The sequence below is a fragment of the Bradyrhizobium mercantei genome (assembly GCF_001982635.1).
Taxonomy (GTDB): Bacteria; Pseudomonadota; Alphaproteobacteria; order Rhizobiales; family Xanthobacteraceae; genus Bradyrhizobium; species Bradyrhizobium mercantei.
In genome coordinates this window covers 1-11,834 of record NZ_MKFI01000017.1, presented here as the reverse complement: position 1 = coordinate 11,834, position 11,834 = coordinate 1, and the positions used below count along the sequence as shown (strand labels likewise).

Annotated in this window: 11 protein-coding genes; 5 read left to right on the top strand and 6 right to left on the bottom strand. The window is 65.4% G+C overall.

Going from position 1 to position 11,834, the window contains the following annotated elements; genetic code table 11:
* Positions 1-21: 21 nt before the first annotated feature.
* The 3 genes from BI327_RS40220 to BI327_RS40210 all read right to left on the bottom strand — a co-directional run bounded on the left by BI327_RS40220 (position 22) and on the right by BI327_RS40210 (position 3,405).
* On the bottom strand, positions 22-1,296 hold the full coding sequence (locus BI327_RS40220) for a cytochrome P450 (RefSeq protein WP_076867174.1): 1,275 nt from the start codon (positions 1,294-1,296) through the stop codon (positions 22-24).
* Positions 1,297-1,517: 221 nt separating this feature from the next.
* Positions 1,518-2,789 (bottom strand): cytochrome P450, encoded by a 1,272-nt coding sequence (locus BI327_RS40215; protein WP_076867173.1) that lies wholly within the window; start codon positions 2,787-2,789, stop codon positions 1,518-1,520.
* A gap of 241 nt (positions 2,790-3,030) precedes the next feature.
* Positions 3,031-3,405 carry a hypothetical protein gene (locus tag BI327_RS40210; protein ID WP_076867172.1) on the bottom strand — a complete coding sequence of 125 codons (375 nt, stop codon included), beginning with the start codon at positions 3,403-3,405 and terminating at the stop codon, positions 3,031-3,033.
* 332 nt (positions 3,406-3,737) lie between these two features.
* Here BI327_RS40210 and BI327_RS40205 point away from each other — a divergent pair, with 332 nt between their 5' ends.
* Genes BI327_RS40205 through BI327_RS40195 form a run of 3 tightly spaced genes read left to right on the top strand, consistent with a single transcriptional unit; the run spans position 3,738 to position 6,294 of the window.
* Complete coding sequence (locus BI327_RS40205; protein ID WP_089025729.1) at positions 3,738-4,889, top strand: DUF898 family protein; 1,152 nt, start codon at positions 3,738-3,740, stop codon at positions 4,887-4,889.
* A 4-nt stretch (positions 4,890-4,893) separates the two neighbouring features.
* Positions 4,894-6,018: a M48 family metallopeptidase gene (locus tag BI327_RS40200; RefSeq protein ID WP_076867170.1), complete on the top strand. Its 1,125-nt coding sequence runs from the start codon at positions 4,894-4,896 to the stop codon at positions 6,016-6,018.
* A gap of 30 nt (positions 6,019-6,048) precedes the next feature.
* The gene (locus BI327_RS40195; protein WP_076867169.1) at positions 6,049-6,294 is read left to right on the top strand and encodes a hypothetical protein; all 246 of its coding nucleotides are present in this window, start codon (positions 6,049-6,051) and stop codon (positions 6,292-6,294) included.
* Positions 6,295-6,502: 208 nt separating this feature from the next.
* Here BI327_RS40195 and BI327_RS40190 read toward each other — a convergent pair whose 3' ends face one another.
* Positions 6,503-7,651 (bottom strand): ABC transporter substrate-binding protein, encoded by a 1,149-nt coding sequence (locus tag BI327_RS40190; protein WP_076867168.1) that lies wholly within the window; start codon positions 7,649-7,651, stop codon positions 6,503-6,505.
* 417 nt (positions 7,652-8,068) lie between these two features.
* Between BI327_RS40190 and BI327_RS40185 the strand changes: the two genes are divergently transcribed.
* Positions 8,069-8,281, top strand: a complete 213-nt coding sequence (locus BI327_RS40185; protein WP_076867167.1) for a hypothetical protein — start codon at positions 8,069-8,071, stop codon at positions 8,279-8,281.
* Positions 8,282-8,969: 688 nt separating this feature from the next.
* Here BI327_RS40185 and BI327_RS40175 read toward each other — a convergent pair.
* Both BI327_RS40175 and BI327_RS40170 read right to left on the bottom strand, forming a co-directional pair.
* Positions 8,970-9,965, bottom strand: a complete 996-nt coding sequence (locus BI327_RS40175; RefSeq protein ID WP_076867165.1) for a LysR family transcriptional regulator — start codon at positions 9,963-9,965, stop codon at positions 8,970-8,972.
* 87 nt (positions 9,966-10,052) lie between these two features.
* Positions 10,053-11,084: a MerR family transcriptional regulator gene (locus tag BI327_RS40170; protein WP_076867164.1), complete on the bottom strand. Its 1,032-nt coding sequence runs from the start codon at positions 11,082-11,084 to the stop codon at positions 10,053-10,055.
* Between the two features lie 507 nt (positions 11,085-11,591).
* On the opposite strand from BI327_RS40170, the gene BI327_RS40165 reads away from it, so the two are divergent.
* On the top strand, positions 11,592-11,834 hold a 243-nt coding region (locus BI327_RS40165; protein WP_143271797.1), incomplete at its 3' end, for a transposase.

Here is an 11,834-nt window from a genome sequence, read left to right as displayed (position 1 = left end):
CCGCTATCTCTGGAATATACCTTAGCCCGGGATCCGCACCGGCAGGTTCTCGATGCCGCGCACGAAGCTGGAATAGACCCGCTTCGGTTCGCCGACCACCTCGATGCGGTCGAAGCGCTTCAGCATTTCCTGCCAGACGATCTTGAGCTGCAGCTCGGCGAGCCGCATGCCGACGCAGCGGTGGATGCCGAAGCCGAACGACAGGTGGATGCGCGGCCGGGCGCGATCGATGATGAACTCGTCCGGGCGGTCGATCACCTCGTCGTCGCGGTTGCCGGAGACGTACCACATCACGACGCGGTCGCCCTTCCGGATCGTCTTGCCGCCGATCTCGGTGTCGACAAGGGCGGTGCGCCGCATATGGGCGAGCGGCGTCTGCCAGCGGATCACCTCCGGCACCATGGTGTCGATCAGCTCGGGATTCGCTTTCAGTTTCTGGAACTGGTCGGGATGTTCGTGCAGCGCCAGCACCGAGCCGCTCATGGTGTTGCGCGTGGTGTCGTTGCCGCCGACGATGAGCAGGATGATGTTGCCCATCAGGTTGTCCGGGTCCATGTGCCGCGTGGCGTCGCTATGCGCCATCATAGACAGCAGATCGTTCTTCGGCGGTGCGTTGACCCGCTCGTTCCACAGCTTCGAGAAATAGGCGTAGCACTCGTCCATTTCCTGCCGTCGCTCTTCCGGCGAGTTGACGATGCCGCCCTTTGGCAGTGCGGTGGAGACGTCGGACCAGCGCGTCAGCTTGCGCCGCTCCTCCCAGGGGAAGTCGAACAGCGTCGCCAGCATCTGGGTGGTCAATTCGATCGAGACGCGCTCGACGAAATTGAAGGTCTCGTTGCGCGGCAAATTGTCGAGCACGCTGGCCGAGCGCTGGCGGATCAGCTTGGCGAGCTCGTCCAGATGATCAGGCGTGAACATCGGCGACACCGTCTTGCGCTGATGGGCGTGCTTCGGCTGGTCCATCGCGATGAAGCTCGGATAGTCGTAGCCGGGCGGCACGTCGCGGATCGAGATGCCGCCGAGCGTGGAGTCCGAGGAGAAGATGCCGTGGCTGGTATCGACATGCATGATGTCGTTGTACTTCACGACCGACCAGTACGGCTCGATCGGCGAGTTGGTGCAGTAATGCACCGGCTCTTCCTTGCGCAGCCGCTCGAACCACGGCCACAGCGTGTCGTTCTGGAACAGCCGCGGTGCGCCGGGATGGAAATCCTTCAGTGGCGTCGCATAGGCTTCCTCGCGCGCCTGGCGCTCTAGTTCGGCCCTATCGGCACGGATGGCAGTCTGGACGTTCATGATCTCTCTCTACACAGTTTCCAAAGCCGCACGGGAGGTGGTTGGGCTCTCTCTCCCCTTGTGGGGGAGAGTTGGAGAGAGGGGTGAGCCACGAGCACTGCCCGCGCGGCTTACCCCTCTCCCTAACCCTCCCCCGCAAGGGGGGAGGGAACCCATCCGATTGTGCCTTCCTGACTCAGGCCAAACGACACAAATGTTTCAGCACGACAGCGGATGCACCTTCAGGCGGCAATGCGCACCGGCAGCGTCTCGTAGCCCTTGATGAAGCTGGAATACACCCGTTGCGGCTCTCCGGTCACCTCGATGGTGTCGAAGCGCTTGAGGATCTCCTCCCAGATGATCTTGAGCTGCAACTCGGCAAGCCGCAGGCCGACGCAGCGATGGATGCCGAAGCCGAACGAGATGTGGGTGCGGGGCCGGGCACGCTCGATGTCGAACACGTAGGGCCGCTCGATCGCCTCTTCGTCGCGGTTGCCCGAGACGTACCACATCACGACCTTGTCGCCCTTCTTGATCTGGCGGCCGCGGAATTCGTAGTCGGCAAGCGCCGTGCGCCGCATATGGGCGAGCGGCGTCTGCCAGCGGATCACCTCGGGCACGAAGCTGTCGATCAGATCAGGGTTCTCCTTGAGCTTGCGGTACTGCTCCGGATGCTTGGCGAGCGCGTAGATGCTGCCGGACAGCGTGTTGCGCGTGGTGTCGTTGCCGCCGACGATCAACAGGATCAGATTGCCGAGGAAGTTCTTCGGGTCCATGTTCCGCGTGGCGTCGCTGTGCGCCATCATCGAGAGCAGATCGCTCTTCGGCGGTTGGCCAGAGCGCTCCTTCCAGAGCCGCGCGAAATAGGTCGCGCATTCCATCAGCTCGGCCTGCCGCTCGTCCTCGGTGGCGACGAGGCCGCCGGCGCCGGGCAGGGTGGTCGCGACGTCGGACCAGCGCGTCAGCTTGCGGCGGTCCTCCCAGGGGAAGTCGAACAGCACCGCGAGCATCTGCGTCGTCAGCTCGATCGAGACCTTGTCGACCCAATCGAACACCTCGCCGCGCGGCAGGTTGTCGAGGCACTCGGTCGAGCGCTTGCGGATGTTGATGGCGAGCTCGTCGAGATGCGTCGGCGTGAACATCGGCGCCACGGTCTTGCGCTGCGCCGAGTGGCGCGGCTGGTCCATCGCGATGAAGCTTTCGCGGCGCAGATCCGGCGGCACGTCGCGGATGGTGATGCCGCCGAGCGAGGCGGCCGAGGAGAACACCGAATGGTTGGTCTCGATGTCCATGATGTCGTTGTAGCGGGTGACCGACCAGTACGGGCCGAACATCGAGTCCTTGCAATAGTGCACCGGATCCTCGCGGCGCAGCCGGTCGAAATACGGCCAGAACGTATCGCTCTTGAACAGCTCGGGATCGCCGGGATCGTAGTCGGCGAGCGCAAGCGTGTTGGCGCGTTCGCGTGCGGCGTCCAGATTGGTGGTGTCGACCAGATCGATGGTCCCGTGCATGAGCGGCTCCTCAACCGTTGCAGCGGCCGGGGCTTGGCCGGCGCGGCATGTTTTACCGAATTACATTCCCATTCGGCGGTTTGCGCAAGGGGCTCAACGCGCATTTGGCCGCATTGATGCCTGGCCAAAGCGGCCGAATCCGGGCCTTCGCGTCGGCCGTGGGCCGGCGGCGGAGGCAAGGTCTGTTTGAAACGGCGTTTGACTTGATCAGATCGTGTCGGAGCGAACGGTGCGGGGGCGCCTATTGGCTGGCGGGTTTGTCGCTTGCGGGCTTTTCGCAGGGGTAGGTGTCCTGCATGCCCCACAGCAGCAGCGACGCGATCGCCACATCGCCCTTCGCTGCCCGCTTCTCGGCTGACTTGAGCATGATCTCTTCGGTCTGCTCGGTGGTCAGTGCGAGGTCGCCGGGCATGCAGAACAGCATTTGGCCGCCATGGCGCTTGAGCCACGCATTGGACGCCATCATGCCGCCTCTTGCGCCGTCCAGGTACATATAATTGAAGATGCGATAGTTCTCGCTCTTCGGATTGCGGTAGGAGTCCAGCCGTATATCGGCGGCAGCGGCGGGAGCTGCCGTCAGCGCCAAGATGCATGCCGACAATATCCACTTGCTCATTGCGACTGTCCTCGCTTGCGGCGGCGGTCTGCCGTTCCGTCAATCCATCTGCAATCCATCTGCAATCCATCTGTAAGTATGTCATTCCCGGGCCGCGGTTCGAAGCACGCGCCGCGGCTCGGGCCAGGACGGCGCGCGGCGGCTTGCGGTCGAGGTCCGCATCGGGGACGGCGCCCTTTCCCGCGCTGCCGTTAAGGTGTGGCCAACCCCACCCCGCCAAAAATCGCCCGGCGATCTCGACCTTATGTGAAACCTGGATCACACTCGCAGCGACAAACCTGTGCTTTTGATCCGCAGAGATTGTCCCGTCCTGGAGTGATCCCGTGAACGACATGAGCTGGACCCCGCTGGGGCCGCCGCAGCCGCCCCCGCAACCGGTTCCGCCGCCGATGCCGGTGGCATTTTCAGGGAACCGGAAGGAGTTCTTCCGCCTGGTCGCGCGCGGCGCCGGGCTCGAACTGGTCACGGTCGGCTTCTACCGGTTCTGGCTCACCACCGACATCCGCCGTCACCTCTGGTCGAACACCCAGATCGACGGCGACGCGCCGGAATATACCGGCCGCGGCAAGGAGCTTTTGATCGGCTTCCTGGTCGCGCTCGCGATCCTGGTGCCGATCTATCTCGGCTATTTCCTGATCGGCATCGAGGCCGAGCATCTCAAGGCGTTCGCGTCGCTGCCGCTGGTCGCCTTCTTCTATCTGTTCGGCCAGTTCGCGATCTATCGCGCGCGGCGCTACCGCCTGACCCGCACGGTGTGGCGCGGCGTCCGCTTCTGGATGAGCGGCTCGGGCTGGATCTACGCGCTGAAGGCCTCGCTCTGGGGCGTGCTGGTCGTGATCACGCTCGGTCTCGCGCTGCCATGGCGCGAGGCGGCGCTCGAACGCTACAAGATGCGGCATTCCTATTACGGCGATTTGCAAGGCTCGTTCGAAGGCCGCGGCTGGGATTTCTTCAAGTGCGGCTGGTGGCTCTGGCTGTTGATGCCGTTCGCGCTCTACAGCACGATCTTCGCGCCGTTCGCCTATGCCGCGTTCAAGGCGATCGAGTGGCGCTGGTGGCTGTCCGGCATCCGCTTCGGCGAGGTGCGGCTGGAATCCACGCTTCGCCGCAGCGCGCTGATCGGCTTGTACTGGAAGGTGATCGGCTGGGTCGCGCTGCTCGGCATCGTGTTCGCGGCCTATCTCGTGCTCTGCACCCTGCTGGTCGCCAGCATCGACGGCTCCTCGATCGAGACCTTCTTCAAGACCGAGGCGTTCGCCAAGAGCATTCCCCTGATCGTCCTGCTCGGCATCGGCTATCTCGCCTTTGCGCTCGCCATGAACGTGGTGATGCGGGTTTATCTGATGCGCGATCTCTGGGTCCGGGTGCTGTCGTCGACCATCGTGCACAACATCGCGGCGGCGGCCAACGTCACCGCGCGCGGCGATCTCGCCAATGCGCTCGGCGAAGGCTTTGCCGACGGCCTCGACGTCGGTGGGTTCTAGCAACATGGAATCCGATTCAGGTCAGACCAACTCCGCGGCACCTCCTGTACCGGGCGCCGTGTTCTTCGATGGTGCATCGAACCGGCGGCGCATCGTCGCGCTCAAGCTGTCCGATGCGCTGGAGATCAGGGAAGACGGCGCGCTGCTGGCGCGCTGGCCGTTTCACGACATCCGCCGCGCCGACAGCCCCTCCGGTCTGCTGCGGCTGAGCTGCCTGACCGCTCCATCCCTGGCGCGGCTCGAAATCCGCGACGGCGAGCTGATCGCCAAGCTCGTCGCGCGCTGCGACGCGCTTGAGGCCGACCTGCCGAACCGCAGGGGCGTCGCCGCGATCGTCGGCTGGTCGCTTGCGGCCGCGGTGTCGATCGTGGCGGTGGTGCTGTTCGGCGTGCCGCTCGCCGCCGAGCGGCTGACGCCGCTGGTGCCGGACTCGTTCGAACGCCGCCTCGGCGATGTCGCGGAGGCGCAGGTCAAGGTGATATTCGCCGGCAAGCCGTGCAGCAACGCGGCGGGACAGGCGGCCTTCGAGAAGCTGGTCGGCAAGCTGCGGGAGACCGCGGGGCTCGACAATTCGGTGCAGTCGGGCGTGCTGGCGACCTCGGTGCCGAACGCCTTCGCGCTGCCGGGCGGCAAGGTCTATCTGTTCGACGGGCTATTGGAGAAGGCGGAAAACCCGGACGAGATCGCCGGCGTGCTGGCGCATGAGCTCGGCCATCTCCGCCATCGCGACAGCATGCGCGAGCTGATCCACAATGGCGGCACCTCGTTCCTGATCGGGCTGTTGTTCGGCGACATCACCGGCTCCGGCGCGCTGATCTTCGCCTCGCGCTCGCTGGTGACGTCGTCCTATTCGCGCGACGCCGAGACCAACGCCGACACCTTCGCGATCGAGACCATGCACAAGCTCGGCCGCCCGGCGAAGCCGATGGGCGAGCTGATGTTCCGCGTCACCGGCAAGGAAGGCGGCAAGGGGCTCTCGCTCGTCTCCAGCCATCCGCTGACCGAGGATCGCCTCGAGCGCATGGGCAAGGCCGACGCCGACACTCTGACGATCGGCAAGCCATTGCTGTCGGCCGCCGAATGGCAGGCGCTGAAGGGCGTGTGCGGAGCGGGCAAGGGCAAGGTGTGAGGCCGGGGATTTCGAGACTGGAGCAATCCCGTGCCGCGTGACGACGGATACTGGTTTCCCGCCAAGCGCTACGGCTGGGGCTGGGGACCTCCGAACAACTGGCAGGGCTGGTCGGTCCTGGCCGGCTTTGTGGCGCTGATCGCGATCGGCGCCGCGATGATCCTGCCGCAGTCTCCGGCGCGCTTCATCGGCTGTGTGATCGTGCTGAGCGCCCTGCTCACCGCCGTGTGCTGGTGGAAGGGCGAGCCGCCGCGCTGGCGCTGGGGCGGCGACTAACGCGGGATGATTTGGTCGCGTCGGCTTGGTGCGGTTTCGGTTCACCTCTCCCCGTCGGGGAGAGGTCGGATTGCAAAGCAATCCGGGTGAGGGCTCTTGGTCTCTCGATAGACCGTAACCCCTCACCCGATTTGCTGCGCAAATCGACCTCTCCCAAGGGAGAGGTGAACCTCCGACGCCGTTCCAGCGGTGGCTGACGGCCGAGCCGCTACTTCACCAGCCGGAACTTGCCGCCCTCGACCTTGATCAGGAACGCCGAGCGCTCGTCATAGCCGTTGTGGTCGGTCGCGCTCATGGTCGAAAGGCCGTTGTTCAGATAGACGTCCTTGCCGCGCTCGAGCTCATCGCGCAGCGCGGCGCGGAATTCGGCCGTGCCGGGCTTTGCGGTCTTCAGCGCGTTCGCCGCCGCGCGCTTGAACAGCGTCACCGCGTCCCACAGATGCGCGCCGAAGATGTTCGGCTTTTGCCCGTTGGCCTTCTCGTAGGCCGACACGAATTCGTCGCGCGCCTGGCGGAACGGATCGTTTGCCGGCAGATCGTCGGCGATGGTGAAGGCCTCGCCGGTGAAGATCGCGCCCTCGACATTGGCGCCGCCGAGCTTGATGAATTCCTCCGACGCAACGCCGTGGGTCTGGAAGATCTTGCCGGCATAGCCGCGGCTGCGCAGCGCTTCCTGCGGCAGCACGGCCGGCGTGCCGGCGGAGGCGATGAACACCGCCTCCGGATTGGTCGCGATCACCTTCAGCGCCTGGCCCATCGCGCTGGTGTCGGCTCGCGCGTAGACCTCATGCGTCGTCACGGTAATCCCGAGTGTCGGCGCCAGCCGCGACACTTCCTTGTAGTAGCCCTCGCCGTAGCCGTCGGAGACGCCGATATAGCCGAGCGTCTTGATGCCGGACTTCGCGATGTATTTCAGGATCGCCGCCGCCATCAGGTCGTCATTTGGCACCACCTTGAACGCCCAGCGGCGGCGGTCGTCCATCGGCTGCACGATCGCGGTCGCCGCCGCGAGCGAGATGATCGGCGTCTTGGATTCGAAGGCGACGTCGAGCATCGGCATCGTCACCGGGGTGAGCGAGGAGCCGATCAGGATATCGACGCCGTCCTGGATCACGAGACGCCGGGCATTCTGGGTGCCCTTGGTAGGATCGGACTCGTCGTCGAGCGCGATATAGGTGACCTTCTCGCCGCCGATCTCCTTCGGCAGCGCAGCGATGGTGCGCATCTGCGGCTGGCCGAGCGCCGAGCCGGGTCCCGATCCCGACACCACGACGCCGACCTTGATGTCGGCACGTGCGTCCGGCGCAACCAGCATCGCGCCCGCGAGTACCCAGAGTCCGACTATGGCCAGCTTCATTGCAAATCCTCCCGACAACTTCTTTTTGTTCAATGTGCGGCCGATGATAGCCGACCGGCATCCGGCTTCGCATCATATTGATTCCGCCGGATACGTCTGTCCCCTGCATTGGGGACACCCTGATTTGGGGCGCGTGATTGGGGGCGCCGGCATCGATCGTCCCAATTGCCGCGTCGCAAACCTGTCCTGAAACTTCGCGTTTACCACTTCCCTAAAGGCGGTGAGAACCAGTTTCCCTAATCGGGCGGCAACGACCTCCTGCTATTGATGGACGGGAAAAGGGAGTACGAACCATGTTCAGCATCGTTCGGATCCTGGTTTTGATCGCATGTGCGCATGCGGGATCCGCGTACGCGGAAATGCCGTCCAACGGCTCGCGGCCTTTGCAAGCAGTCCACGTCCACTCGGTCCACGTCGATGCGTGAGCCTCATCGGATCGCGCCCGAGCACGCGCGCGCCATCTGCGAAGAGATCGGCGAGAGACTGCGCTATGCCCTGCGCGGCGATTACGCCGATTTGCCGCCAAGGCTGCGCGAGCTCATGGATGAGCTGTCGTTGCAGGATTGCGAGGCGCCGTCGTTGGTGCCCACCATGGCTGAAATGACGCGGTCGCTGATCGTCGCAGCCTAGGTCTATCCTGTGACCCGCGAGCGGTCGCCATGTTGCTGGATGTATCTTGCGCGTGGCCGCACGGCAGCGATCCCGCGCCGAATAGCCATGTCACGCGGTTGAACGTGTGCTAGCCTGCACCCCGGGATGGAATGACCGTCCGGCAATTTTGGGAGGACATGGCTATGAAAGGCTCGTCGTTCTTCGTCACGAATGTCGCTGTCGCACTCCTGTCGATCGTACCACCGCTGTGTGCATCGAGCAGCCCAGCGTGGTCACAGCCCAGCCCGCTTCCCGACATTTCAGTCAACGCGCCGAGGCATGTCGCCGCGCAACACAGGCCGAACCAGCGCGTGGCGGCCCGCGGCACCCCGTCTTCGTCTCAGCATGCAGCCGCGACCTCGGTGTATTGCATCGGCGGCTGCGTCTCGAGCATGAGGTCGGGTGACCGCCCCTGGATCGGCTGCTCCTGGTCCGCCGGCGCGACCGCCTACACCGGCTGCCGAAACATCGGCCCCGGCGGCGTCCCCTTCACGAGCTATAATCAGTGTACGGAAACCGGACTGAAGATGGGCTGGAGAAGCGGTGAAACCTCCGCGTACTGCAGCACCCTGGCTTTGAAGTAGAGCAACACGGCCGCCGTTGTTGGAAAGATCGCAAACGGAGCGGGACAGCTTTTCCCGGTTGTCTCGAGCTGGCCCTGCGCCGCCTATACGTTCTTTGCGACCTTCCGCGTCCGCGTCGGTCCGGCGCCGGTGATCGCCGGCTTGATATTCCACACCGCGCGCACCGCGGCGAAGGCGTGCGCGATCACCGGCTCCTGGCGGCGGGCGGCGAGACAGGCGAAGGAGAGATCGCAGGTCAGCTTCACCTTGTCGGCAACCACGAACTGATGCGGCCGCGCCATCCGCGGTGCCAGCACGCTGTCGCGCGCGAGGCTGAGGCAGAGGCCGGATTCGACGAAGTCGATCATCGCCTCTTCCTGGTCGGTGTAGCCGATCCGTTTCGGCAACGCGCCGAGCGGGCGGAAGATGTCGTCGAGCAGCCGCCGGTGGCCGGAATGCGGCGGTGTCGCGAGCCAGGGCAACTCGGCAAGCTCGGCCCAGCCCTTGCCGATCACCCGGTCGCGCCAGCCGATCGGCGCGATCACGCGGTAGTCGTAGCTGAGCAGGGGCGCGAGCTGGTAGCGGCCGTCGGCAATGGTCCGCTCGGTGAAGCTGTGATGGAGCAGCTGGTCCTGAGGCGTGGCATCGACATAGTAGCCGACATCGAGCTCGCCCCTGCCGACCTGCGCCAGCACGTCGTCGCTCACGCCATGACGCAGGAAGACCTCGGTGCGCTGCGAGGACATCGCGAGGCTGCGCACGAACGGCCCGAGCCGGGTGAATTCGGGGTCGAGGATGGTGCCGACCCGCAGCGTGCCGCGCTGCGCCTCGGCCAGCGAATCCGCCATCGCCTTGAAGTCGGATGCCGCCGCCACCGCGCGGTGCGCCAGCGGCAGCAGCGCGGCGCCGGCCTCGGTCAGCGTGAAGCCGCTGGGGGTGCGGTTGAACAGCTGCAGCCCGGTGCTTTCCTCGAGCGCCTTGAGTTGCAGGCTGACCGCGGGCTGGGTCAGTTTCAGCATCGCTGCAGCGCGCGATACAGTGCCCTCACGGGCAACCGTGATGAAGCAACGCAAGGCCTGGGTACGGGGAAGCTCGGTCATCGCGTGTGCTTATAGCACACTTTTCCGGAGTGCATCCGACCTGCGTCGTGCATTGTCACGCAATGATAATACAACCAATACGAGAAGTCAGGATGGCCGCCACGCGATCATGCCTGCGGTCCGCGCGCGCACCTCCGGCGAGGCGAGGCAGGTCGCGACCGCTTCATAGCCCACCGCGCCCGGAATGGCCCGGACGCAGATCGGCCGGCTGTGATTGGCGGGGCACAGGATGATCGCTTCATCGTCGCCGACCGCGTCGAGATCCAGGATCGCGCTGGAGCGCGTGAGGAAGAACAGCGGCCGCGCCTCCGGTCCGCGACGGCGCAGATGCGCGATGATGGCTTCCTGGCTCGACGCATCGAGCCCTTGCTCGAGCATGTCGATCACGAGGATCGCGCCGTCGCAGGCCTCGAGCGATGCGAGCAGGGCGGTGAGCGCGGGCGAGTCCACGGCACCGTCGGCCAGCAGCGCGGCACGGCTTGCCTCGACCCGGGCCTTGAGAGCCGGGTCGGCATCGAGCCGCGCATGCACGGCGGCACCGCCGTCTCCCGCGCGGTCCAGCCCCACGAAGCGGGCGCCGGGCAGCGTTTCGGCGATCCGCTGTGCGAGGCGCGTCTTGCCGCTGCCGAGCGGGCCGACGATGTAGTTCAGCAGTCTGATGTCGCGCAGCTCGAAGCGCTCGCCGCCCCACGGCCAGGGCAGATCGAACGCAACGCCGATCGCCGGCCGCGCTCTCACCGCACCGATGAGGTCGCGCGTCGCAGGCATCTTGCCGTGGTCGAGGTCGGTGCGCAGCCGCCGCACCCTGGCGATGCTGTCGCCGCATTGGCGGATGCGCGCCTCGAGCGCGGCCTCGTGCGCGGCCAGCACGCGGCCGAGGATGACGGCGTCGCCGTTCAGGATCCGCGCCACTTCGGAAAGGCTGAGGCCGAGCGCGCGCAGCTCGACGATCTCGGCGCAGCGCGCCATTTCGGCTGCACCATAGGCGCGCCATCCCGCCGGCGTGCGGCAGGGTGCGATCAGGCCGCGCTCCTCGTAGAGGCGCAGCGCTTTTGCCGAGATCCCGAGCTGCCGCGCAGCTTCGGACGGGCTGAGGAAACGGGCAGCAGGAGCATTCATCGAATCACCTCGCGTCGTCTGACGCACCCCTATGGAGGCGGCCGCAGGGGCCGGGTCAAGCGGGGAGGTGATGACACCGCGTGTTGACTCTTGCATCGAGAACCATCCACCGCTGTCGTCCTGGCGAAAGCCAGGACCCATTACCCCGAAAGCTCATTGCTGCGTGATGCTGCGGCCACGATCCCTTTCACAACCCAGTGCTGTGGTTATGGGTCCTGGCTTTCGCCAGGACGACGAACGACGAGTCCCGTCAACAACATCTGCTGCGGAGTATGGTCCCTGCTCCCGTGCGCAATTGCGCACTAGGCAGGGACGACGCGTGGAAAGGGCTGTGCTCTCACTCACCCTCCGGTGTCATCGCCCGGCTCGACCGGGCGATCGAGTACGCCGCGGCCTCACGGCTCAAGTACGACTGCCTCTGGAATACTGGATCACCCGCATTCGCGAGGGCTTTGCAGAAGTCAGTGGGGATGATTCTCTTAGGTGAAGGATTCGCCGGAGGGATGGATGGCGGAGCGCCAGATTGGTCAGCTGAGCTTTACGGACGGGCTGGTGAGTGACGCGGCTCGAGCCAATGCGCCATTGCAGCGGGTGTCGGAACTGGTCGACTGGGGCGCGATCGAAGTGCTGCTGAGCGGCTTGCGCAGCGGGGCGATGGGAGCGCCAGCTTACCCGTCGCTGGCGCTGTTTAAGGCGCTGTTGCTGCAGCAATGGTATGGGCTGTCCGATCCGGGCCTTGATCCGGGCCTT

Excerpts from the sequence above, each read along its gene's own strand:
- BI327_RS40205 (WP_089025729.1), top strand. The coding sequence starts at position 3,738 with ATGAGCTGGACCCCGCTGGGGCCGCCGCAGCCGCCCCCGCAACCGGTT.
- BI327_RS40220 (WP_076867174.1), bottom strand. The coding sequence starts at position 1,296 with ATGAACGTCCAGACTGCCATCCGTGCCGATAGGGCCGAACTAGAGCGC.
- BI327_RS40200 (WP_076867170.1), top strand. The coding sequence starts at position 4,894 with ATGGAATCCGATTCAGGTCAGACCAACTCCGCGGCACCTCCTGTACCG.
- BI327_RS40185 (WP_076867167.1), top strand. The coding sequence starts at position 8,069 with ATGCGTGAGCCTCATCGGATCGCGCCCGAGCACGCGCGCGCCATCTGC.
- BI327_RS40190 (WP_076867168.1), bottom strand. The coding sequence starts at position 7,651 with ATGAAGCTGGCCATAGTCGGACTCTGGGTACTCGCGGGCGCGATGCTG.
- BI327_RS40175 (WP_076867165.1), bottom strand. The coding sequence starts at position 9,965 with ATGACCGAGCTTCCCCGTACCCAGGCCTTGCGTTGCTTCATCACGGTT.
- BI327_RS40210 (WP_076867172.1), bottom strand. The coding sequence starts at position 3,405 with ATGAGCAAGTGGATATTGTCGGCATGCATCTTGGCGCTGACGGCAGCT.
- BI327_RS40215 (WP_076867173.1), bottom strand. The coding sequence starts at position 2,789 with ATGCACGGGACCATCGATCTGGTCGACACCACCAATCTGGACGCCGCA.
- BI327_RS40170 (WP_076867164.1), bottom strand. The coding sequence starts at position 11,084 with ATGAATGCTCCTGCTGCCCGTTTCCTCAGCCCGTCCGAAGCTGCGCGG.